This is a genomic window from Mesorhizobium sp. B2-8-5 (assembly GCF_006440675.2).
Classification (GTDB): domain Bacteria; phylum Pseudomonadota; class Alphaproteobacteria; order Rhizobiales; family Rhizobiaceae; genus Mesorhizobium.
On record NZ_CP083951.1, the window covers coordinates 1,597,231 to 1,618,888 of the forward strand.

Consider the following 21,658-nt stretch of genomic DNA (forward strand, 5'->3'; position numbering starts at 1 on the left):
CATCAAAGCCATTCCGGTGGGGAAGCGTTAACCAATTCCGTTTACGCAAAAGAAACGAAGACTGCACTGGTGCCGTAATGGCTGACGAGAGAACCGCGCGCCCTGTTTCCGGCGAAATCATGACCGGCACGGCAACAAATGCCGCGCCGGAGCGCGTCATGTTCGATGCAGCCGATATCGTCGATGCCGATTATGTGGTGCTGCCGCGATTTGCCGCGGCGCCGTCGGCGCCCCCGCCGCAGATCCCTCCGACGCCTTCGATCGAAGGCATGGGCATGCTGCGCAAACCGGAAGCCGTGCCGTCGCGATCCTCGCGCGGCGGCCCGATGTTCTGGATCGCCGGCGTCGGCATAGCGCTGATCTCCTTCTGGGTGTCGGGCGGTCATGCGCTGGTCCGGCAAAGCCCCTTTTGGGCGGCCGCGGCGCCGGCGAGCGCGCTCACCATTTCCGGCTTAACGTCGCGCATCGATGAATCGGGCTTGAAGCCGGTGCTGTTCGTGGATGGCGAGGCGGCCAATGACGGGACGAGGTCGCAAACGCTGCCGCCGCTCGAAATCCGCGTCACCGACAACAATTCCAACATCATCCGCTACAGGCTGGGGACATCTAACCGCTCGCTGGCGCCCGGCGAAAGATTCGGCTTTTCCAGCCGCTTCGATGTGCCTAAAGACGGCGTAAGAACCGTCGCAGTCATCTTCGCAGGCTAGACGGGTCGATATTCAGGTGAGGCCGGCCTGCAAATAGCGGCTTCCTGCGCGTCCGGCCTTCGCCGGCCGAAGTACTTAGGAGTGGCGTAGCAGTTAAATTGAGGCTACGGCCGGCGTAGGCCGGTGCTCACGTACGCCGATTTTTGAAGGAAAAACTATGCCAGTTGTGCGTGGCAAGGACATTGAGGTCCTGTTTTCGGCGTCGGCGATCGCGCGCCGCAATCTCGAACTCGCCAAGGAAATCGCCGGGCGCGACTATCACGACCTGCTGGTGATCTCGATCCTCAAGGGATCGTTCGTCTTCGCCGCCGATCTCATCCGCGCCATGCATGATGTCGGCCTGTCGCCGGAAGTCGAGTTCATCTTCATTTCCAGCTACGGCGCCGGCACCACGAGCGGCGAGGTCAGGGTGCTGCGCGACATCGACAATGAGGTCGCCGGCCGCGATGTGCTGTTGATCGACGACATACTGGAATCCGGCAAGACGCTTTCCTTCACCCGCGACCTGATGCTTTCGCGCGGCGCCAAGAGCTGCGCCATTGCCGTGCTGCTCGACAAGCGCATGCGCCGCCAGACCTCGCTCAACGCCGACTATGTCGGCTTCGACTGCCCGGACTATTTCGTCGTCGGCTACGGCATGGACGTCGCCCATGCCTTCCGCGAACTGCCGTTTGTCGGGGTCGTCAAGGGCGACGCCTGAGGAGGCGCAGGAGTCGTTCCGAAAAGCCGCCGTTCGTTAGAATTTTCAGAAAACGTCAACGTTTCGGCGGCATCTATCTCGGCATGGCAAAGCTTCTGATCGTCGAGGACGATGAGTCCGTCCGCACCCTCGCCGCCCGCGCCCTGGAGCGCGACGGCCACAATGTCACCATTGCCACCGACGGTGCGCAGGGCCTGGACATGATCCGGCGGGCCCGTGGCGGCTACGATCTGGTGGTGTCCGACATCCGCATGCCGGAAATGGACGGCATCGAGATGGCCACGGCGGCCGCGAGGGAATTCCCGACGATGAGGATCGTGCTGATGACCGGCTATGCCGATCAGCGCGAGCGCGCCGAGGAACTCAACGGCATCATCCTCGATGTCGTGCAAAAGCCGTTCACGCTTGCCGAGATCCGCGCCCGTGTCGGCAAGGCATTAAGCTGCTTCGCTTGAGACCGCGCCGGCCGCCGGCGCGGCCCTTCGCCGACGCCCGCCGCTGAGCGCAAGCAGGCCGGCGCCGATGATCAGCGCCGCGCCCAGCACGGTCGTTTCGCGCGGCACCTCGGCGAAGAACAGGAAACCCCACAGCGGCGACCAGAGAATGCCGGTGTATTCGAACGTGGCGACGCGGTTGGCCGGCGCCATGCGGTAGGCCTGCGACAGCAGGATCATGCCGGCGGAAGCGACGAAGCCGCAGGCGGCCATCTTGAGGAAATCCGGCATCGTCGGCCACACCCATGGCCGCACCAGGAATTCGATGCTCGGATGCGCCGCGTGGGTGATGCCGGCGAGATGAAAGACGGCGGCGACGGCAACGGCGCCGCTGAGGTACGCGCCGTTCTGGTAGAAGGCCATCACAGTCGACGATTCGGTGTCGCCGATGCGGCGCGCCATCAACTGCGAAAAGCCGTAGAGGAAGGCCGAGCCGAGCGACAGCAGCGCCGCCCAGTCGAACACGCCGGCGCCTGGACGCACCATCACCAGCACGCCGACCAGGCCGATCAGCACAGTCGCCAGCGTCTTCCAGGAGACGCGCTCGCCGAGATAGGGACCGGCCATCGCCATGATGAACAGCGGCGCCATGAAATAGAGCGCCACCGCGTCGGCCAGCGGCAGTGCGGCGATCGCCAGATAGTAGACCGTGTAGGACGAGAACTGGATGAAGGCGCGCAGCGTCAGCATGCCGAAGCGCTTCGACAGCACCGCCTTCAGGCCGACATCGGCCTGGACGAGCACGATCAGGATCGGCAGCGCGACAATGGCGCGGATCGCCATCACCTCGGTCACCGGATAGCCGCTCGACACCGCCTTCACCAGCGGATCCTGCAGCGAAAAGACCAGCACGCCGAGGCACAGGCTCAGAATGCCTAGCACCATCCGGTTCTGCATCAATGTCGGCCCCCCGCGAGCCGTTGGTTATTCAATTCACACAATTCCGGACGGAAAACCGCTGGGCTCTTTTCCTGGAATTGCTCGTAGAGCAGGATGACGCTTCGCTGAACCGTCATCCTGCTCCAACTGTTGTCGTTTGAGCATGATCTTGTCCGAAAACCGGTTCCCGCTTTTCGGCATCATGCTCGTAAAAAGAACCCGCTACCATTTTCAGGCAGCGGGTACGAGTGAGGACTCTTCGATTGGTCCGCGGCCGATTTCGCGGTCGCATATCCAATGGGTATGGCGACTATCCTGCGGTGTTTGACATCTTGCAAACGAATTGGAATGATGCCAGCAATCAAATTTTCTTATGGCGGAACTCGATGAAGCCCGTGCTCGACAGCGACCTCCTGCGCACCTTCGTGGCGGTGGCCGAAACCGGCAATTTCACCCGCGCGGCGGAGAAAGCCGGGCGCACGCAATCGGCCGTGTCGATGCAGATGAAGAAGCTGGAGGACATGGTCGGCGACGATCTGTTCGAGCGCGGCTCGCGCGGCGTGGCATTGACGCGCCGCGGCAGCGAATTGATCTCGAACGCGCGGCGGATCGTCTCGCTGCTCGACGAGACGGCCGCCTCGCTGGTGGCGCCGCCGCTCGGCGGGCTGGTGCGCATCGGCATCCCGGCCGAATATGGCCGGTCGATCCTGTCGCGGGCACTCGGCGAATTCGCCAAGCGCCATCCGCGCGTCGAGGTCACGGTGCGCTACGCGCATTCTGATTCGCAGGTAAGGGCGCTCGCGGCGGGCGAGCTCGATCTCGCGGTGGTGTTCGAATGGGAGGGCTCTTCCGGCGGCGAGGTGCTGATGCACGACCCCACGGTGTGGGTGACGTCGACGCTGCACCACATGCATGAGGAAAGGCCGGTGCCGATCGCGCTTTACAGCCGCAACGGCTGGTGCCGCGACTTCGCTATCAAGTCGCTGCAGCAGCGCGGCCTCGACTACCGGGTCGCTTATACGAGCGACACCAATGGCGGCCTGACGCTCGCCGTCACTTCCGGCCTGGCGATCGCGCCGATTTCGCGCAGCAACATCCCGGACGATTGCCGCGAACTGACGGTCGCCGACGGTTTCGGCGACATCGATTCCTCCAATGTTGTCCTGCACCGCAATCCGTTGGCGACCGGCGAGGCGATCGACGGTATGGAGAATGCGATCCGCGAGGCCTTCATGCTGACCCGGCAGGCACCGGTTGCGGCCGGTCTTTGAATTCTGGAACTGCGTCCGATTTGCAGCAGTTTGCCGATAGAATTCGCGCCCCTTTGGCGATGTCGAACAAGCGCAGGATCGGGTGACGGGTCCAAGTTTCGGCGTAGGTGGCGGAAATCCGGAAGGCGTATGCGAGCTTACTTCAGCTCCAGCAGCCGCTCGAGATAGCTGCGCTCGATATCGGGGCTGAGCGCATTGCCGAGCCGCTTGCGGATCGCGTCGAGGATCTGGCGCGCGCGCTGCACGTCGATCTCGTCGGGAACCTTGACCGAGGTGCCGTCATCGGGGCCGTTGGTGGCGCGCGGCCGCCCCAGCGGATCGCGGTCGGCGTCCTGCTGGCGGCCGCCCTGTTCGCTGCCGCCCTGATCGCCCTGCATGGCCTGCATCTGTTTCATCATGTCCTTGGCGCCACGGCGCAGCGCCTCCAGCGCGCGGCCCTGGTGGCCGACGGCCTGGTCGCCGTCGCCTTGGCCCAGCGATTGTTCGGCATTGCCCATCGATTTGCCGGCCTCGCCGAAGCCCTCATTGGGCTCCATGCCCATGCCCTCGAGTCCCTTCTTCAGCTGGTCGAGCTCGCTCTGCAGCTGGCCCTGGCCCTCCTGCAGCTGCTTCAGCGCATCGGCCAAATCCTTCGGCGACATTTTCGGACGTCCGAGCGGATCGCGGTCCTGGCCGGGGCCGGGCCGCTGCTGCTGGTCGTCGAACTGGCCCTGTTCGCCGTCCTCGCCAAGCTGCTGTTGCTCGCCGCCTTCGCCGCGCTGCCCGCGCTGCATCTGGTCCAGCCGGAATGTGTCGTTCATCATTTCCTGCTGGCGGCGCATGATGTCGCCGAGCTTGTCCATCTGCTGCCGCAGCTCGCTGTCCTGCTCGCCGCCCTGCTGCTGGCGGCCGGCCTGCAAGTTGTTCATCATGTCCTGCAGCTCGGAGAGAAGCTGCTGGGCCTTGTCGCGATCGCCCGATTTGGCCAGATTCTCGATCTGGTCCATCATGCGGTCGATATCGCTCTGGCGCAGCTCGCGGCCGTTCTGCTGCATCTGCGGCGCGTTCGGGTTCTGTTGCGCGCGCTGGGCGAATTCCTGCAGGAACTGGTTCATCGCCTCGCGCAGTTCCTTCATCGCCTTCTCGATCTCCTGATCGCTGGCGCCGTTCTTGATGGCATCCTGCAACGCCTGCTGCGCCTGGCGCAGCCGCCGCTCGGCGGCCGACAGATTGCCTTCCTCGATGCCGAGCGCGATCTCCCACAGATAGGACACGACGTTGCGCAGCTGGTCGTCGCTCTCGGAGAGCTTCAGCCGGCTCCTCGCGCTCATGATGGCGAGATAGTTCGACATGTTGTCGAACGTGTCCTCGGGACGCAGCGTGATCGCGTCCATCAGGTCGAGGACGCGCGGCTTGGCATTGGTGTCGAGCGCCAGCAGCCGGCGCTGCTCGATCACCGCGCGGGCGAGCGGATTGGCGAAAGGCCGCTCCGGCATCACCATTGTCTTGGTTTCGCTGGTCGCGGTGTGGCCGGCATCGTCGGTGACGCTCAGCGTCAGCTTGATGTTGGTGCCGGCCCAGACATGCTCGGTCAGGTCCTTGGTCGTCTTGGCCGCGTTCGCCTTGCCGCCGCGGCGCGGCAGCGTCAGCGGCATGTCGGGCGCGCCGTAGAGCGGATGGGCGTTGGCGGCCGGCGGGTTCGACGGCTCGAAAACGGCCTTGGCGGAGGCGGCGCCGTAGTCGTCGTCGATCTGGTAGTTCAGCTCGATGGCGCCGTTGACCGCGCGCTTCGGCTCGCCGACGAAGCGGATCGTCGGCGGCTTGTCGGGAATGACGGCAAAGGCCCAATGGCCGAGATCGCCCTCGCCGGATTTCAGCGTCAGCGTGCCGTTGGTGTTCAGCTTGCCGGAGAACTGTCGCACCTTTGGCGCCGTCTGGCTGGCGGCGGCGGGCGCGGTCCCCTTGGCTGCTCCGGGGGGCGCCGCGGGCTCGATGGCGCGGTCATTGCCGCCTTGATCGGCATAGCTCAGCGTTTCCTCGCCCGAGCCGCCAGTGACGCGCAGCGAAACGTCGCTGCCTTGCGGAACGGAAAAGGTCTGGACGGCCTGATTGGCATCGGCGGTCAGGAACAGCGGCGCCTTGCCGGTATAGGCGGGCGGCGTCACCCAGGCGTCGATGCGCGGCGGCACGGCGTCGTGCCCGGCGCGGGCGACAAAAGCGTCGCTGACCCTGCCGCCAAAGGGTCCGAAGGAGAAGGCCAAAGCCGTGACGAACAGCAGCCCCGCCACGGCGCGCAGGCCCCAGCGGTCATAGTCCGGCACGCCGGTGCGCGGCCGGTCGGCGCCGAGGCTCGAAAGCCGCTCGGCCATGCGCTTCTGGTGCTCGCGCCACAGCGCCTGCGAGAAGATGCTGTCGGCGCCGCTTGGCCGGTCGGTCTGCACCTGCACCGGGCTGTGCAGCAATTCGTTCGCCGCCTCGATGCGCCTGTCGACCTCGGCGGCCGAGGGCATGCGGAAGAAACGCAGCGGATAGAGCGCCGCGACCGCCGCCAGCGCGAACAGGATCAGAAGACCGATACGCGCCGAGTCCGGCAGGCGCGGGACAAGGCCGAACCACGAAAAGCTGAAAAACAGGCTGGCGACGACCAGCAGCGGCAGCACGAGCGGCCAGGCGCGCTCGAAGGTCATCGAGGCCCGCGTCGCCAACCGGCTGAACGCCAAGCGCCCGGCCAGGCCGCGTTTGCCGCTGGAAATGGGTCGTTCGGTCATCGGCCCTTCCTGCCCGGGCACAATAGCCCGGACGTCATCACCAGAAGGATACCAGCAAACACGGCAAAGGCGAGGCGGGTTCCAAAAACGTGAAGCGGTTTGGCCGGGTTATGATCAGAAATTGGCGGGATTCGTGTTGGAACCGCAGACGAGGATCGCCACGCGCTCGCCCTCCGCCGGCACATAGCGCCCGGAAAGCATGGCGGCGAAGGCCGCGGCGCCACCGGGCTCGGCGATGATTCGCACGCGGTCCCAGAGCGCTTTCTGCGCCGCGACGATGTCGTCGTCGCTGACCAGGATCGAGCGTTCGACGAAGGCCTCGGCGATCGGGAACATCATTTCGCCGACGCGCTTCGGCGCCAGCGAATCGGCGGCAATGCCTTCGGCGGGCGCATCGACCGGCTGGCCGGCCTCCAAAGCGCGGTAAAGCGTCGGCGCCCCCTCGGGCTCGATGGCGACGATGCGGATGCGTCCCGAGAACCAGGCGGCGATGCCGCCGATCAGGCCGCCGCCGCCCACGGCGACCAGCAGCGTGTCGATTTCGGGCAAGTCGGCTTCGATCTCCAGGCCGAGCGTGCCCTGGCCAAGCAGCGTTTCCTCCTGGTTGAAGGCATGGATCTGCAGGGCGCCGGTCCTGGCCGCAAAATCCTCGCTGGCAGCGAGCGCCTCTGCATAACGCGCGCCGACGACCACCAACTCGGCGCCGTAGCCGCGAATGCGCGCGAGCTTCGCCGGCGGGCTGACCTCCGGCACGAAGATGGTCGCCTTGTGGCCGAGCTTCATGGCGGCATAAGCGACGGCGGCGCCATGATTGCCGCCGGACGCGGCGACCACGCCGGCCTCGGGCACCTGGCGCTCGAGCAGGTTGGTGAAGGCGCCGCGCGCCTTGAAGGAGCCGGAATGCTGCAGGCATTCGAGCTTGAGATCGACCGGAAAGGCGGGACGGCCGAAATCCGCCAGGTCGACGCGCATCACCGGCGTATGGCGGACATAGGGGCGGATGCGCGGTTCGACAGCGGCGATGCGCTCGCGCGTGATCGTCTTTTTTTCCAGCATGGCCAGCTCCTTAAGGCGCGCGCCTCGGTTATTTCAGCCAGTCGGGAACCGAATCCAGTCCGATCAGGTCCTCATAGGTCTGGCGCGGCCGCACGACATGAAAACGGTCGCCGTCGACCAGCACCTCTGGCACCAGGAGCCTGGTGTTGTAGGTGCCGGCCTGCACCGCGCCATAGGCGCCGGCGGTGGAAACCGCGATCAGATCGCCTGCCTTCAATCTTGCCAGGTCGCGGTCGAGACCGATGAAATCGCCGGTCTCGCAGACCGGGCCGACGACGTCGACCTTCATGCGCGGGGTGGAGGCAGGCGGCTGCACCACCGGCCGGATGTCGTGGAAGGCGTCATAGAGCGTCGGCCGGATCAGGTCGTTCATGGCGGCGTCGACGACGAGGAAGTTCTTGGCGTCGCCTTCCTTCACATAGATGACCTCAGACACCAGGATGCCGGCATTGCCGACGATCAGGCGGCCGGGCTCGAACATCACTTTCAGGCCCAGACTGGTGACGTGCTTCCTGACGATCTCGGCATAGGCGTCGGGCAGGGGCGGCGGGCTGTTGTCGACGCGGTAGGGAATGCCGAGGCCGCCGCCGAGATCGACATGCTCGATCGAATGTCCGTCGGCGCGCAGCGCCCCGACCAGTTCGACCAGCAATGCGAAGGCATCGTCGAACGGCTGCAATTCGGTGATCTGGCTGCCGATATGGGTGTCGATGCCGGCCACCCTGATCCCGGGCAGTTCAGCCGCGCGGGCATAGACCTGCCGCGCGCGCTGCCACGGAATGCCGAACTTGTTCTCGGCCTTGCCGGTCGAGATCTTCTTGTGGGTCCTGGCATCGACATCCGGATTGATGCGCAGCGAGATGGGCGCCACCTTGCCGAGGGCCGCGGCACGCGCCGACAGCAATTCCAGCTCCGGCTCGGATTCGACGTTGAAGCAGAGAATGCCGGCCGAAAGCGCGAAGTCCATCTCGCGCGCGGTCTTGCCGACGCCGGAAAACAGGATCTTGCTGGCCGGGACGCCGGCGGCCAGGGCGCGGCGCAACTCGCCTTCCGAGACCACGTCGGCGCCTGCGCCCTGCCTGGCCAGCGTCCTCAGCACGGCTTGGTTGGAGTTCGCCTTCATGGCGTAGCAGACCAGCGCGTCGAGGCCGGAAAAGGCCTCCTTGAAGACGCGGAAATGCCGGGTCAGCGTCGCCGTCGAATAGCAATAGAAGGGCGTGCCGACCTCGGCTGCGATGTCGGGGATGGCGACGTCCTCGGCATGGAGCACGCCGTCGCGGTAGTCGAAATGGTTCACGGGGTTCGGTTCCGGAAGGTTGAAGCTCGATGAGATCGGGTCGATCTCATCGGCTCTAGAGCAGGGGATCGAGGATGAACTTCCTGTCCTTGACCGGTTTTTCCGGCTCGGGCGGAACCGGCTGCTTGGCCTTTTCCGCATCCTTGCGCGCCTGCTCCGCCGCCTCATAGGGCGTGTCTAGGCCGGTCTTCCTGCCGCAGGCCGTGACGGTGACAACCGCCGCCAGCAGCGCCAGCGTCACCAAAATCCTGCTACGGGTCATCGATCCATCCGTTCGAAACTGTTTCTTGTGACGCCGCTTTTAGCCGAGTTTTCAGCGCTTTGCATCCCGGCAATTGCTTTGATGCATGTCGTTGTCCCAGAACCGCTGCACACTTCTGGGCGACATGCATTAAGCCTTGGCGAGCCGCTTTTTCCAATAGCGGATCTGCTTTCGCACTTCCGACGGCGCGGTGCCGCCGAAGCTTGTGCGGCTCTTCACCGAATTCTGCACGGCAAGCACCGAAAAGATATCGTCGGTGATGCCTGGATGGATCGAGCGCAGGTCGTCCAGCGAGAGTTTTTCCAGTCCGACCTTCTTCTCCTCGGCAAGCGCCACGGCGCGGCCGGTGACATGATGGGCTTCGCGGAAGGGCAGGCCGAGATTGCGCACCAGCCAGTCGGCAAGGTCGGTCGCGGTGGCGTGACCGGCGCCGGCCGCCTTCTTCATGGCGGCGGCGTTGACGGTCATGTCGCGCACCATGCCGGCGGTCGCCGCCAGCATCAGGTCGAGCGTCTCGGCGGCGTCGAAGACCGCTTCCTTGTCTTCCTGCATATCCTTGCCGTAGGTCAGCGGCATGCCCTTCATCACGGTCAGCAGGCCGACGAGATGGCCGTTGACGCGGCCGGTCTTGCCGCGCACCAGCTCGGCGGCGTCCGGGTTCTTCTTCTGCGGCATGATCGAGGAGCCGGTGGAGAAGGAATCCGACAGGCGGACGAAGCCGAATTGCGGCGTCGACCAGATGATGATCTCCTCGGCGAGCCTGGACAAATGCGTTGCGCAGATCGCGGCGAGGCTCAGGAATTCGAGCGCGAAATCGCGATCCGAAACGCTGTCCAGCGAATTGCGCGTCGGCTCGCGGAAACCCAGCGCCTTCGCGGTCATGTGGCGGTCGATGCCGAAACTTGTGCCGGCAAGCGCCGCCGCGCCGAGCGGGCTTTCGTCCATGCGCTCGATGGCGTCGCGGACGCGCGCGAGGTCGCGGCCGAACATCTCGACATAGGCCATGCAATGGTGGCCGAAAGTCACCGGCTGCGCCGCCTGCATATGGGTGAAGCCGGGCATGACGGTCGCCGCATGTTCCTCGGCGCGTTCGAGCAACGCGGCGATCAGGTCCTTCAATGCCCGGGCGACGCGCTGGCATTCCTGCTTGACCCAGAGCCTGAGGTCGACCGCCACCTGGTCGTTGCGCGAGCGGGCGGTGTGCAGGCGTCCCGCCGCCGGGCCGATCAGATCGGCAAGGCGGGCCTCGACATTCATGTGGATGTCTTCCAGCTTGGTCGAGAATTCGAACGTGCCGGCCTCGATCTCTTTCAGGATCGTGTTCAGCCCGTGAGCGATTTTTTCTTGATCTGCCGCCGAAATAATGCCCGTTTCGGCCAACATCTCGCTATGGGCGATCGATCCGCTTATGTCCTGCGCATAGAGCTTGCGGTCGAAGCCGATCGACGCGTTGATCGCTTCCATGATCGCGGCCGGACCCGAGGCAAAACGTCCGCCCCACATCTGGTTGCTGGCCTTCTTGTCGCTCATCGCTATAACCCGTGCTCCGGAGCAGTTTTGAAAATGGCAGACGGCAAGAGATTCTTTTTTCCGGCTACGCGCCTCATCCTGGCCGCCTTGCTGGCGGGCGTGCTGGCGGGCGCGGTCGCGGTATATGTCAGCGAGAGCGGTTCTGGCAACAACGCTCCCGAGAAGGTCGCCGCGGCTGCCGGCAAGGACGACGCCGCCTGCGCGGCCAAGGCCGGGCGCGCCAAGCAGGTCGCCGCCAAGGCCGTCGGCCAGGTGGCCGCGCTGCAGCCGGCCGACCCGCCGCAGTCGCTGAAGAGCCTGGCCTTCAACGGCCCCGACGGCAAGCCGATGACGCTGGCCGACCATGCCGGCAAGACGGTGCTGCTCAATCTATGGGCGACATGGTGCGCGCCGTGCCGCGCCGAGATGCCGGCGCTCGATGCGCTGCAGAAGGAAAAAGGCAGCAATGCTTTCGAGGTGGTCGCGGTCAATGTCGACACTGGCGATGACACGAAGCCGAAGAAGTTCCTCAACGAGATCGGCGTTCAAACGCTCGGCTTCTACCGGGACCCGACGATCGCGCTGTTCAACGAGGTCAAGACGCGCGGGCTGGCGCTCGGGCTTCCGGTCACCATGCTGATCGACGCGGATGGCTGCCTGATCGCACATATGAACGGCCCGGCCGAATGGTCGAGCCCCGATGCCAAGCGGCTGGTGGAAGCGGCGCTCGAACCCTGATCGTATCAGGCTGAGCGCGCCGCCGCGGCAGGCTCGAGCATCAGGATGCTGCCGCCGCTCCTGCCGGCAGGCTTGACGCCGTCATCGGCGGCCGAAACGCCGGTCAGTTCGCCGAACGCCTCGATCGGGCCAGGCCTGCCGAGATAATATCCCTGGCCGATGTCGCAATCCTCGGCATCGAGAAAGCGCAGCTCGTCCAGCGTCTCGACGCCTTCGGCCAGGACCGGCAGGCCGAGGCCGCGCCCCAAACCCAGCACGGCGCGTACGATGGTCGCGACCTGGTCGTTGCGGTCGACAGACTTGATGAAGGATCCGTCGATCTTGATCTTGTCGAAAGGGAAGGCGCGCAGGTTGGACAGCGACGAATAGCCGGTGCCGAAATCGTCCATCGCCACCCGCACGCCAAGCGCCTTGATCTGGCGCAAGGTGGCCAGCGCCCGCGGCATGTCCTTCACCAGCGCCGTCTCGGTGATCTCGAGCTCGAGCCTGCCCGCCGCCAGGCCTGAACGAAGCAGCACCTCATGCACCCGGCGGCTGAAATCGAGGTTGTGAAGCTGCACCGCTGAGACGTTGACCGCGACCGTCAACGGGTTCTTCCATGTCCCGGCCTCGTTGCAGGCCGTCGCCAGCACCCACTCGCCGATCTGGGCGATCGAACCGCTATCCTCGGCCACCGGGATGAACACCGAGGGCGGAACCTCTCCGCGTTCGGGATGCTGCCAGCGGAGCAAGGCCTCGAAGCCGATCATCCTGCCGCTGCTGATTTCCTTCTGCGGCTGGTAGACGAGCCGGAATTCGCCGCGCGCCACGGCCTGGCGCAGGTCCTGCTCCATGATGCGCCGGTCTCGCGCCTCGGCGCCCATCGAGGCCTCGAAGTAGCGGAACGTATCCTTGCCCTCGGCCTTGGCGCGATAGAGCGCGGTGTCGGCATGGCTGATCAGCGCCGCCTGTTCGTCGGCGTCGAGCGGGTAGAGCGCGATGCCGATGCTGGCCGAAACCATGCCGCCGGGCGACAGCCGGTTTTCCTGACGCAGCGCCGAAAGCACCGCTTCGGCAATGCGGCCGGCCGCCTGCGGGTCGGGAAGGCTGGGGGCTATGATGGCGAATTCGTCGCCGCCGAGTCGGGCCAGCATCTGGCCGTGGCGCAGCACGCCGGAGGCGCAGTGAGCCACCTTTTGCAACACGGCGTCGCCGGCGGCGTGGCCGAAGAGGTCGTTCACTTCCTTGAACCGGTCGAGATCGAGAAGCATGAGCGCCAACTGGCCGTCTTTGCCGCCTTCCGCGGACGCGGCGATCTCGGCTTCCAGGCGGCCGGTGAAGCTGCGGCGATTGGCAAGCCCGGTGAGCGGGTCGTAATGCGCGAGGCGCATGATCTCCTGCTCGGCCTTCCTGCGCTCGCGAATATCGCGGACGGCAACGACCAGGTGCGGCTTGCCGCAATAGTCGATGCTCCTGGCGATCAGTTCCACCGGAATCCGGCTGTCGTCCTGGCCGCGCAGGTCAACCTCCTGCGCCTGCCCGTTGCCCGCGGCGACGGCGGAAGCAGTCCGCTCGCCGAACAGGTCGCCCAGCGTCATCGCGTTCAGCGTGCCGGCGGCGATACCGCTCAGCGCAGCGATGCTGTCATTGGCGCTGACGATGCGGCTGCCGTCGCAGACGATCAGGCCTTCGACGGCGGCATTGGCAAGGCCGTGCATACGCTCCGCCTCTGTCCTGTGGCGGCGGAAGCGCAGGTCGATCCACAGCGCCGTGGCCGACAGCACCAGGATGACGAGGCTTGCCGCCGCGGCGGCAAAGGCCTGCGACATCGGCGCAATCGTGAATTTCGAGATCTCGATCGAGGAATCCGGATAGATCGAGACGGCGGCCATGGCGATGAAATGCAGCGTGCAGATCGCCAGCGTGAGCAGGACAGCGCCGGCGACCGTCGCCTGTGTGGACGGCCGGCGAAGCACGACAAGCATGGAGAGCGCGGCAAGCGTTACACCCGAGGCCAACGATGCGGCGACCAGCAACCGGTTCCAGACGATCCGGCCTTCGACCTCGAAAGCCGCCATGCCGGTATAATGCATCGCCGCAATGCCGATGCCGAGCACGGCGCCGCCGACGAGGTAGTGGTCGATGCTACGGCGCACCGTCGCGATCCACATACCGGCCGCGGTCAGGATGACAGACATCGCCAGCGAAGCCACCGAAAGCTCGGCGTTGTAGGCGTTGGGTATTCCCGGCGTGAAGGCGATCATGGCGATGAAGTGCGTCGCCCATATGCCGAAGCCGGTCGACGCGGCTGCAATCAGCAACCACACATGACGGTTTCGGCTCGTCGATTGGTCGACATGGCGAAGCAGGTTGACGGCGGAGAAACAGGAGATTCCGCAAATGAGCGCGGCCAGCGCCACCAGTCTCAGGTCGTGCTCATTCACGATGCAATTATAGACGGTCAGCATCTTGCTTCACCTGATCTTCCCCCATCAATCAAGGCAACATGATTGATTAGGGCCGGACGGCTGAAGAATCGATTATGCTGCCCGCAACCGCTGCGTGCTTTCCAGGTTGTATTGATGCGCCGGAACGATCTCGGGATCGATTGTGTCGATCCGGGGGCCGTTACTTCACCCGCACCGTGACCACCAGCGCCTCGTGATCGGCGCTCGGGCTGCCGTCCGTCAACACCGCCGGCAGCGTCGCCGGCGCGCTTGCCGTGAGGCCGCGGGTGAAGAACCAGTCGATATGGCCGGCCGGCGTCAAGTCGCCGACCGCGCGCCGCTGGGTGGGCTTGTCGAAAGCATTGGCCGTCTTCCAGTCGTAGCCATGCTCGGCAAATACCGCGAACAAAGGCTCATGGCGCTCCGGATACATCAGCCGGTCCGGTTCGGCGGCAACGCGCTTTAGCCACGCCGCAGGATCGTCATTGCGTTCCGGATATGTGGCGGTCAGCGTGTTGAAGTCGCCGCCGATCAGGACCGGCGCCTCCGCGTCATACCTGTCGATGGCGTCGAGGAGATGGCGCGTCTGGTCGGCGCGGCCGGCAGGCGTGGTGCGGTTTTCGAGATGCACCGAAACGACGGTGACCCGATGGTCGCCGACCATCACCTGCCCGCCAAGCGCCATGCGGCCGCCAATGCGCGGCTGGCCGTGCTCCGGCAGGAACCAGGCGCCGGCCGCGTCCAGGCGAATGAGAAAAGGCCGCAGCAGCGGAACGGCACTGGTTACGGCGTTGCCATGGAAGCCCTCCGTGTTCTCGGCGCCGCCATTTGCCGCCTGCTCCGTCTCATTGCCGGTGCCGAGTTCCAGGAACTCGACGCCATAGGCGTAGGAGTGGCCCAGACGATCGGCAAGCCGGCTCAACAGATGGCCGTTGCCGGAGCGGGCCATGCCTTTGTCGACCTCGGACAGCAGCACGACGTCCGGCGCCCGGCCGGCGATCGTTGCGGCGATGGCATCGACATGACGCAGCCGCTCGACGTTCCAGGCCATGACGGTCAGGCTCCCGCCGACGCTCCCGCGCGTCGCCTGGCCGCCGATCTCGATCTCGCCCAGGGCGGGAATGGCGGCGGCGTGGCGCAGATGGGTGGCGCTGTCGCGCGGTCCGTTCCGCATCGCGTTGCGGGCGGCGACAGGCACGTGCGTGAGCTGCGGGACCAGCATGTCTCTTCTCATCCAGTTAGCCGGTTAATCACGGAAGGTCTTTTCGCCGCTTCGAGGCGCCCTAGCTTCCTAGAGCGCCGATGTGACGTTTTCATGCCGGCGCGACCGCTGCCAGGGGAGGAGAGACTGGCTGTCCACAGGAACCGCTTACCGGTCCAGGGGCCACAACAGAACTGTCACATACCTTCTCTATGAGAGCGGGCAAGGACTTGCGCAAAACCCTGGTCACACTGCCAATCAAGAGGGAAAAACCATGACGATCATCAAGCGGGGCTTCGCCGCCCTTGCCGCCGGCGCGCTCAGCACCGCGCTCGCGGTTCCTGCTTTTGCCGAGCCGGTCAAATTCGATTTCTGGTTCGGTCTTTCGGGCGATCTCGCCCGCGTCGTCGATACGCTGTGCAAGAACTTCAACGAATCCCAGAAGGACTACGAGGTCGTCTGCACCAGCCAGGGCAATTACGACGCCACGCTGCAGAACACGATCGCCGCCTTCCGCGCCGGCAAGCAGCCCACCGTCGTCCAGGTCTATGACGTCGGCACCGCCACCATGATGCTGTCGGGCGCCTACAAGCCCGCCGACAAGCTGATGGAAGAGAACGGCTACAAGATCGACTACAGCGACTATTTCCCAGGCATCGCGCGCTATTACGCGACGTCGAAGGGCGAGATGCTGTCCTTCCCGTTCAACTCGTCGACCGCGCTGATGTACTGGAACAAGGACGCCTTCGCCAAGATCGGCAAGACCGAGGCGCCGAAGACTTGGGAAGATGTCGCCGCCGACCTCCAGGCTCTGAAGGACGCCGGCTATGATTGCCCGATGGCGATCAACATCTCGGCCAATGAAAGCTGGCAGCTGATGGAGCAGTTCTCGGCGCTGCACAACCAGCCGGTCGCCACCAAGAACAACGGCTATGACGGCCTCGACGCCCGCCTCGAAGTCAACAAGACCAAGTTCGTCCAGTACGTTACCGACCTCAAGAAGTGGTATGACGCCGGCTTGGTCAAGATCAAGTCGAAGGATCTCGGCCAGGATATGGTTCAGGCTTTCGCCACCGGCACCTGCCAGCTCATCCTGACCTCGGTCGGCGACCACGGCACGGTCGGCCGCACGCAGAAGGAAGGCATGAACTGGGACGTCGCCGAGCTGCCGGTCTATGCCGGCACCGAGCGCAAGAATTCGCTGGTCGGCGGTGCTTCGCTGTGGGTGCTGTCGGGCAAGTCGGACGGCGAATATAAGGGCGCGGCCGCGTTCCTCAACTTTATCCACGACCCCAAGACCGCTTTGTTCTGGTCGACCAACACCGGCTACATTCCGGTGACGAAGTCGGGCTTCGATTTCATGAAGTCCAACGGCTTCTACGACAAGGCGCCCTATAAGGGCCGCGAAGTGGCTATCGCCAGCCTGACCGCGTCGGAGCCGACCGACATCACCCGCGGCGTTCGCCTCGGCAACTTCACCCAGATCCGCGCCGAGTTCGGCACGCAGATGCAGGCGATCTTCGCCAACAAGGTCAGCGTGCAGGAAGGCCTCGACGCGCTGGTCAAGAATGGCGACGCGATCCTCGATCGCTTCCAGCAGACCTATCCGGGTAAGACCCTGCCCTGATCCCGGATACTGGAACGGCCGCCCGCCGAGCATCGACGGGCGGCCATTTCATATGGGTTTTGATTTACGCATGTCTTTGTCCCGAAACCGGTTCCCACTTTCGGGAGACATGCTTTAGTCTTGTGCCGCGAGAGCGGGTTGGCGGTTCAACGACATCGGCGGATCGATGGAAAAACGCGTCACTTTCAGCAAATGGACGATCGGCATCCTGTTCGCCGTGCCGCAGCTTTTCCTGATCTTCACCTTCTTCTACTGGCCGGCCGGGCAGGCCGTTTACTGGTCGCTGACGTTGCAGCAGCCTTGGGGCGGCGGCAATATCTGGGTCGGGCTCGACAATTTCCGCTCGATCCTGTCCAACGCCAGCTACTGGGACTCGATTGCCGCCAGCATGATCTTCGCCGGCATCAGCACGGGTTTGGCGATGGTCATCGCGCTGGTGCTCGCCGCCTTGACCGACCGGCAACTTGCCGGCTCATGGCTGTATCGCGTGGTGCTGATCTGGCCCTACGGCATCGCCGCGCCGGCGCTTGCGCTGGCATTTCGCTTCATCCTGGCGCCGGAAGCCGGCTTCATGGCCGTGGTCAACCGAGCCTGGCCCGGTTTCTGGGACCCGGGCCTCGACGGCGCCGACGCCATGGCCTCGATCATCATCGCCTTTTCCTGGAAATATGTCGGCTATAATTTCATCTTCTTCCTCGCCGCTTTTCAGGCGATTCCGCGCTCGCTGATCGAGGCGGCGGCGATGGACGGCTCCGGCGTCATCCGGCGCTTCTGGGATATCCAGTTCCCGCTGATCACGCCGACGATCTTCTTCCTGCTGGTCATCAACATCACCGAGAGCTTCCAGGACTCCTTTGGCATCGTCGACATCATGACCGCCGGCGGCCCGGCCAACGCCACCAATCTGATGGTCTACAAGATCTATTCCGACGGCTTCAAAGGTTTGGATTATTCAGGCGCCGCCGCGCAGAGCATCATCCTGATGCTGCTGATCATCGCCCTTACCATCGTTCAGTTCCGCTTCATCGAGCGGCGCGTGCATTACCGGTGAGGCGGCCATGGTCGAGCGCACCCCGATCCTCAATTTCTTCACGCATCTGATCCTGTTCGCCGGCTTCGTATTCTGCGTGGCGCCATTTGCTATCGTCGCGATCGCCGCCTCGCACAATCTGAAGGACGTCAACGACGTGCCGATGTCGCTGCTGCCGGGCAGCGATTTCTGGGTCAACATCAAGACGGCGTGGACGACCGCCGATCTCGGTCCGAAGCTGCTCAACTCCTTCATCATGGCGTTTGGCGTGGCTGCCGGCAAAGTGATCATCTCGGCGCTGACCGCCTTCTCGATCGTCTATTTCCGCTATCCCGGCCGCATGCTGATGTTCTGGCTGATCTTCATCACGCTGATGCTGCCGCTCGAGGTGCGCATCGTGCCGACCTACGCGGTGGTCGCCAACGTGCTCGAGCCCTATCAGGCGATCATGGACCTGACCGGCCTCTCCTGGCTGATCGAAAAGGTCTCGGGCGTGCAGGTTTCGCTCAGCCTGGGACTGCTCAACTCTTATAGCGGCCTGATCCTGCCGCTGGTCGCCACCGCCACCGGCACGTTCCTTTACCGCCAGTTCTTCCTGACCGTGCCGGACGAGTTGACCGAGGCGGCGCGCATGGACGGCGCCGGCGCGCTGCGCTTCTTCGTCGATATCCTTTTGCCGCTGTCGCGCAACAACATGGCGGCGCTCGGCACCATCATGTTCCTGTGGGCCTGGAACCAGTATCTGTGGCCGTTGCTCATCACCACCGACCAGTCGCATGCGATGGCGGTGACCGAGCTGAAGCAGCTCATACCCAATGTCGGCGGCGCGCCGGAATGGCATATCGCCATGGCCGGCACGCTGATCGTCATGCTGCCGCCGCTGATCGTCGTGGTCTTGATGCAGCGCTGGTTCGTGCGCGGCCTGATCGCCACCGAAAAATAGGGAGACAAAAATGGCCTCCATCACCATTCGCGGCGTCAAGAAGAACTACGCCAAGACGCAGGTCGTGCACGGCGTCGACCTCGACTTCGCTTCGGGCGAATTCGTCGTCATCCTGGGGCCGTCGGGCTGCGGCAAGTCCACGCTGCTCAGGATGATCGCCGGGCTGGAAGAGATTTCCGACGGCACGATCGCGATCGACGGCACGGTGGTCAACAGGCTCGAGCCGCGCGAGCGCGGCTGCGCCATGGTGTTCCAGAATTACGCGCTCTACCCGCATATGAGCGTGGCACAGAATATCGGCTATTCGCTGAAGGTAGCCGGCGTTGCGTCGGCCGAGCGCGCCCAGCGCGTCCAGGCGGTGGCGCGCGTCCTGGAGCTGGAGCACCTGCTCGACCGCAAGCCGATGGCGCTCTCCGGCGGCCAGCGCCAGCGCGTCGCCATGGGCCGCGCCATGATCCGCGAGCCGAAGGTGTTCCTCTTCGACGAGCCGCTCTCCAACCTCGACGCCAAGCTGCGCGTGCAGATGCGCTCCGAGATCCGCAAGCTGCACCGGCGCCTCAGCGCCACCTCGGTCTTCGTCACGCATGACCAGGTCGAGGCGATGACGCTGGCCGACCGGCTGGTGGTGATGAATGGCGGCCGCGTCGAGCAGGTCGGCACGCCGGCGGAAGTCTACAGCCGGCCGGCAAGCCGCTTCGTCGCCACCTTCGTCGGCGCGCCGGCGATGAACATGCTCGAAGGCACCGTCACGCTCGACGGGCTGTCATTGCTCGGCGGCAGCCGCAAGCTCAATGTGTCGCGCACGGGCGTTCCCGTGGGCGCGAAAGTCGCGGTCGGCGTCCGGCCGGAGGCGGTGCGCATGGTGGCGCCGGGCACGCCGGGAGCGCTCGCGGCGACTGTCGATCTCATCGAAGAGTTGGGCGCCGGCCGCGTCGTCTATGTCGATCTCGACGGCGCGCCTTTCTCCATCGTGACGTCGGAGACCGTCCACCCCGAACCGGGCAGCACGATCGGCCTGCAGTTCGCCGAATCGGACCTGCACTTCTTCTCCTCGGAGACGGGTGGCAGGCTCGATGTGTTCAAGGCCTCGGTGCCGGAACCGGCTCCGGCGACGTTGTGAATTTGATTTGAGGGTTCATGCAATGAAAATCATCCAGGTCACCGACGTCCATCTCGGCCGTCGGCGCGAGATACGCTACGGCGCGAACCTGAATGAACGACTCGATCGATGCATCGATCATATCAATCAGCGTCACAGCGATGCGACGCTCTGCATCTTCACCGGCGACCTGACCGATGACGGAGAGGCCGAGAGCTATGCCGACCTGAAGGCGGCGCTGAGCCGGCTGACCGTGCCTTACCGTCTATTGCCTGGCAACCACGACCGGCGCGCCAATCTCATCGCCGCCTTTCCCGAGAATGGAACCGACGGCAACGGCTTCGCGCAGTCGGTTTTCGACACGCCGGAAGGGCGGCTGGTTTTTCTCGACAGCCTGGCGGAAGGCCGTGTCACCGGCGAGTTGTGCGACAACCGGCTTGCCTGGCTCGATGCACGGCTTGGCGAGGCCGCAGGCAAGGCGGCCTATATCTTCCTGCATCATCCGCCGGTAGAACTCGGGCTCACACTGCTCGACCCGCTCGGCCTCGAACAGCCGCAGCGGCTACTCGATGTGCTGACCCGCCACGGCAATGTCCGCTACATCTTCTTCGGCCATGTCCACCGCGACATCGCCGGCACCGTCGCCGGCATTCCCTTCTCGGTGCAGCGCGGCCTGCATGCCCGCTTCATGCTCGATCTCGTCGGCGACGAGGTTGTCGAGCAGGCGCCGCCCGCCTATTCGATCATCCTGATCGATAGCCAGCGCGTCGCCATCCACAGCTGTGATTTCCTTGAGCAATGGCCGCTATGGTCGCCGGCGACGGGGCAGCGCGTACGGTAGAAATCACCCGAGCAACAGTGTGGGCGTTCCCTGCCCATCGACCAGCTTTACCGCTTTCCTATCGAAGGACACGAAGGTTTCGCCACCGAGCCACTGACCGTCGAACGCGATCACGCCATCCGCGAAATCTCCACCAGCGTCGAGCACAGCCAGGCCCGCTTCGATCGTTGGTCGGTTGGCTACGACGTTGCGCATGTCGAGGATGCGGCGGATCGAAGCGGATATATCCGGCCGCGTAACCTGGTAACTTCTATCCAGCACCCAAACAAACTCGCAGAGCGCTTGAACGCTGATCGCGACCAACTCGGCCCCTTCCAGGGTCTCGGCTGCTGTCCGTTGCTGCGCTTCGTCGTCTCCGACAACAAGGCGCAACAGCACGTTGGTGTCGAGGCTGATCTTCACTTGCGCTCGATTCCGCGCATCCCGCTCGAAGCACCGGCGCCGGCGATCGCATCGTTGATCTCCTCGATCGAAAGCCGTGCGCCGTTCGTTTTGCCCTTGAGCATCCCGCTCAGCTCTTGCCACGAGCCCTTGCCCTGGTCAGCTTTCAGCTCCGCCCGTCCACCAGGCAGAAGATCAAGCCTGATCTTGTCGCCGGGCTGGATGCCAAGGTGCTTGAGCACGTCCTTCCGGAATGTGACTTGGCCCCGTGCGGTAACCGTCAACGTCGTCATGATGTGGCCTGCTAGAGTGGTTCACCGTTTCACGGAAACGGCGAACCGCTCTATCTCCTTCTTTGTCGCAATTCCTGACGGAAAAACCGCTCACACTTTTCCTGGGATTGCTCAACGCCAAAAATAATGCAAGATTGCATTATTCTCAAGACGGAGA

Annotated in this window: 20 protein-coding genes; 10 read left to right on the forward strand and 10 right to left on the reverse strand. The window is 64.5% G+C overall.

What is annotated here, in order from left to right:
• The first annotated feature begins 77 nt into the window (after positions 1–77).
• The 3 genes from FJ430_RS07780 to FJ430_RS07790 all read left to right on the forward strand — a co-directional run bounded on the left by FJ430_RS07780 (position 78) and on the right by FJ430_RS07790 (position 1,862).
• Positions 78–707: a hypothetical protein gene (locus tag FJ430_RS07780; RefSeq protein WP_140704889.1), complete on the forward strand. Its 630-nt coding sequence runs from the start codon at positions 78–80 to the stop codon at positions 705–707.
• 157 nt (positions 708–864) lie between these two features.
• Positions 865–1,407, forward strand: coding sequence for a hypoxanthine phosphoribosyltransferase (gene hpt / locus FJ430_RS07785; protein ID WP_027167478.1), 543 nt, complete (start codon positions 865–867; stop codon positions 1,405–1,407).
• An 83-nt stretch (positions 1,408–1,490) separates the two neighbouring features.
• Positions 1,491–1,862 carry a response regulator gene (locus FJ430_RS07790; RefSeq protein WP_140704891.1) on the forward strand — a complete coding sequence of 124 codons (372 nt, stop codon included), beginning with the start codon at positions 1,491–1,493 and terminating at the stop codon, positions 1,860–1,862.
• Here the strand turns inward: FJ430_RS07790 and FJ430_RS07795 are convergent.
• Positions 1,845–2,798: a DMT family transporter gene (locus FJ430_RS07795; protein ID WP_140704895.1), complete on the reverse strand. Its 954-nt coding sequence runs from the start codon at positions 2,796–2,798 to the stop codon at positions 1,845–1,847. The two genes, FJ430_RS07790 and FJ430_RS07795, sit on opposite strands and share 18 nt — an antisense overlap.
• Before the next feature lie 368 nt (positions 2,799–3,166).
• On the opposite strand from FJ430_RS07795, the gene FJ430_RS07800 reads away from it, so the two are divergent.
• Positions 3,167–4,051: a LysR family transcriptional regulator gene (locus FJ430_RS07800; protein ID WP_140658779.1), complete on the forward strand. Its 885-nt coding sequence runs from the start codon at positions 3,167–3,169 to the stop codon at positions 4,049–4,051.
• 137 nt (positions 4,052–4,188) lie between these two features.
• Here FJ430_RS07800 and FJ430_RS07805 read toward each other — a convergent pair whose 3' ends face one another.
• The 5 genes from FJ430_RS07805 to argH form a co-directional block, all read right to left on the reverse strand.
• On the reverse strand, positions 4,189–6,798 hold the full coding sequence (locus FJ430_RS07805) for a TIGR02302 family protein (RefSeq protein WP_140704897.1): 2,610 nt from the start codon (positions 6,796–6,798) through the stop codon (positions 4,189–4,191).
• A 114-nt stretch (positions 6,799–6,912) separates the two neighbouring features.
• Entirely contained in the window at positions 6,913–7,854 is a 942-nt protein-coding gene (locus FJ430_RS07810; protein WP_140704899.1) for a threonine/serine dehydratase, read from the reverse strand.
• A gap of 28 nt (positions 7,855–7,882) precedes the next feature.
• Positions 7,883–9,151 (reverse strand): diaminopimelate decarboxylase, encoded by a 1,269-nt coding sequence (lysA, locus tag FJ430_RS07815; RefSeq protein ID WP_140704901.1) that lies wholly within the window; start codon positions 9,149–9,151, stop codon positions 7,883–7,885.
• A gap of 55 nt (positions 9,152–9,206) precedes the next feature.
• A complete protein-coding gene (locus FJ430_RS07820) occupies positions 9,207–9,413 on the reverse strand; it encodes a lipoprotein (protein ID WP_127253283.1) in 207 nt (68 codons plus the stop codon).
• Positions 9,414–9,542: 129 nt separating this feature from the next.
• Complete coding sequence (gene argH, locus FJ430_RS07825; RefSeq protein WP_140704903.1) at positions 9,543–10,943, reverse strand: argininosuccinate lyase; 1,401 nt, start codon at positions 10,941–10,943, stop codon at positions 9,543–9,545.
• A 33-nt stretch (positions 10,944–10,976) separates the two neighbouring features.
• Here argH and tlpA point away from each other — a divergent pair, with 33 nt between their 5' ends.
• The gene (tlpA, locus tag FJ430_RS07830) at positions 10,977–11,660 is read left to right on the forward strand and encodes a thiol:disulfide interchange protein TlpA (protein ID WP_140704905.1); all 684 of its coding nucleotides are present in this window, start codon (positions 10,977–10,979) and stop codon (positions 11,658–11,660) included.
• Positions 11,661–11,665: 5 nt separating this feature from the next.
• Here the strand turns inward: tlpA and FJ430_RS07835 are convergent, their stop codons facing one another.
• Both FJ430_RS07835 and FJ430_RS07840 read right to left on the reverse strand, forming a co-directional pair.
• Complete coding sequence (locus FJ430_RS07835; protein ID WP_140704907.1) at positions 11,666–14,107, reverse strand: EAL domain-containing protein; 2,442 nt, start codon at positions 14,105–14,107, stop codon at positions 11,666–11,668.
• Between the two features lie 160 nt (positions 14,108–14,267).
• Positions 14,268–15,308, reverse strand: a complete 1,041-nt coding sequence (locus FJ430_RS07840) for an endonuclease/exonuclease/phosphatase family protein (protein WP_140704909.1) — start codon at positions 15,306–15,308, stop codon at positions 14,268–14,270.
• A gap of 253 nt (positions 15,309–15,561) precedes the next feature.
• Between FJ430_RS07840 and FJ430_RS07845 the strand changes: the two genes are divergently transcribed.
• The 5 genes from FJ430_RS07845 (at position 15,562) to FJ430_RS07865 (ending at position 20,827) form a co-directional block, all read left to right on the forward strand.
• On the forward strand, positions 15,562–16,914 hold the full coding sequence (locus FJ430_RS07845) for an extracellular solute-binding protein (RefSeq protein WP_140704911.1): 1,353 nt from the start codon (positions 15,562–15,564) through the stop codon (positions 16,912–16,914).
• A 166-nt stretch (positions 16,915–17,080) separates the two neighbouring features.
• Positions 17,081–17,965 carry an ABC transporter permease subunit gene (locus FJ430_RS07850; protein ID WP_140704913.1) on the forward strand — a complete coding sequence of 295 codons (885 nt, stop codon included), beginning with the start codon at positions 17,081–17,083 and terminating at the stop codon, positions 17,963–17,965.
• A 7-nt stretch (positions 17,966–17,972) separates the two neighbouring features.
• The gene (locus FJ430_RS07855) at positions 17,973–18,887 is read left to right on the forward strand and encodes an ABC transporter permease subunit (protein ID WP_140645199.1); all 915 of its coding nucleotides are present in this window, start codon (positions 17,973–17,975) and stop codon (positions 18,885–18,887) included.
• A 10-nt stretch (positions 18,888–18,897) separates the two neighbouring features.
• The gene (gene ugpC, locus FJ430_RS07860; protein ID WP_140704915.1) at positions 18,898–20,007 is read left to right on the forward strand and encodes a sn-glycerol-3-phosphate ABC transporter ATP-binding protein UgpC; all 1,110 of its coding nucleotides are present in this window, start codon (positions 18,898–18,900) and stop codon (positions 20,005–20,007) included.
• 22 nt (positions 20,008–20,029) lie between these two features.
• Positions 20,030–20,827, forward strand: coding sequence for a phosphodiesterase (locus tag FJ430_RS07865; RefSeq protein WP_140704917.1), 798 nt, complete (start codon positions 20,030–20,032; stop codon positions 20,825–20,827).
• 3 nt (positions 20,828–20,830) lie between these two features.
• On the opposite strand, the gene FJ430_RS07870 is transcribed toward FJ430_RS07865, so the two are convergent.
• Complete coding sequence (locus FJ430_RS07870; protein WP_140704919.1) at positions 20,831–21,229, reverse strand: type II toxin-antitoxin system VapC family toxin; 399 nt, start codon at positions 21,227–21,229, stop codon at positions 20,831–20,833.
• Positions 21,226–21,501: an AbrB/MazE/SpoVT family DNA-binding domain-containing protein gene (locus FJ430_RS07875; RefSeq protein ID WP_140645203.1), complete on the reverse strand. Its 276-nt coding sequence runs from the start codon at positions 21,499–21,501 to the stop codon at positions 21,226–21,228. The genes FJ430_RS07870 and FJ430_RS07875 overlap by 4 nt, the downstream gene beginning before the upstream one ends.
• Positions 21,502–21,658 lie beyond the last annotated feature (157 nt).

Coding starts and splice junctions, on each gene's coding strand:
- FJ430_RS07780 (WP_140704889.1), top strand. CDS start 78: ATGGCTGACGAGAGAACCGCGCGCCCTGTTTCCGGCGAAATCATGACC.
- hpt (WP_027167478.1), top strand. CDS start 865: ATGCCAGTTGTGCGTGGCAAGGACATTGAGGTCCTGTTTTCGGCGTCG.
- FJ430_RS07790 (WP_140704891.1), top strand. CDS start 1,491: ATGGCAAAGCTTCTGATCGTCGAGGACGATGAGTCCGTCCGCACCCTC.
- FJ430_RS07795 (WP_140704895.1), bottom strand. CDS start 2,798: ATGCAGAACCGGATGGTGCTAGGCATTCTGAGCCTGTGCCTCGGCGTG.
- FJ430_RS07800 (WP_140658779.1), top strand. CDS start 3,167: ATGAAGCCCGTGCTCGACAGCGACCTCCTGCGCACCTTCGTGGCGGTG.
- FJ430_RS07805 (WP_140704897.1), bottom strand. CDS start 6,798: ATGACCGAACGACCCATTTCCAGCGGCAAACGCGGCCTGGCCGGGCGC.
- FJ430_RS07810 (WP_140704899.1), bottom strand. CDS start 7,854: ATGCTGGAAAAAAAGACGATCACGCGCGAGCGCATCGCCGCTGTCGAA.
- FJ430_RS07820 (WP_127253283.1), bottom strand. CDS start 9,413: ATGACCCGTAGCAGGATTTTGGTGACGCTGGCGCTGCTGGCGGCGGTT.
- argH (WP_140704903.1), bottom strand. CDS start 10,943: ATGAGCGACAAGAAGGCCAGCAACCAGATGTGGGGCGGACGTTTTGCC.
- tlpA (WP_140704905.1), top strand. CDS start 10,977: ATGGCAGACGGCAAGAGATTCTTTTTTCCGGCTACGCGCCTCATCCTG.
- FJ430_RS07835 (WP_140704907.1), bottom strand. CDS start 14,107: ATGCTGACCGTCTATAATTGCATCGTGAATGAGCACGACCTGAGACTG.
- FJ430_RS07840 (WP_140704909.1), bottom strand. CDS start 15,308: ATGCTGGTCCCGCAGCTCACGCACGTGCCTGTCGCCGCCCGCAACGCG.
- FJ430_RS07845 (WP_140704911.1), top strand. CDS start 15,562: ATGACGATCATCAAGCGGGGCTTCGCCGCCCTTGCCGCCGGCGCGCTC.
- FJ430_RS07850 (WP_140704913.1), top strand. CDS start 17,081: ATGGAAAAACGCGTCACTTTCAGCAAATGGACGATCGGCATCCTGTTC.
- FJ430_RS07855 (WP_140645199.1), top strand. CDS start 17,973: ATGGTCGAGCGCACCCCGATCCTCAATTTCTTCACGCATCTGATCCTG.
- ugpC (WP_140704915.1), top strand. CDS start 18,898: ATGGCCTCCATCACCATTCGCGGCGTCAAGAAGAACTACGCCAAGACG.
- FJ430_RS07865 (WP_140704917.1), top strand. CDS start 20,030: ATGAAAATCATCCAGGTCACCGACGTCCATCTCGGCCGTCGGCGCGAG.
- FJ430_RS07875 (WP_140645203.1), bottom strand. CDS start 21,501: ATGACGACGTTGACGGTTACCGCACGGGGCCAAGTCACATTCCGGAAG.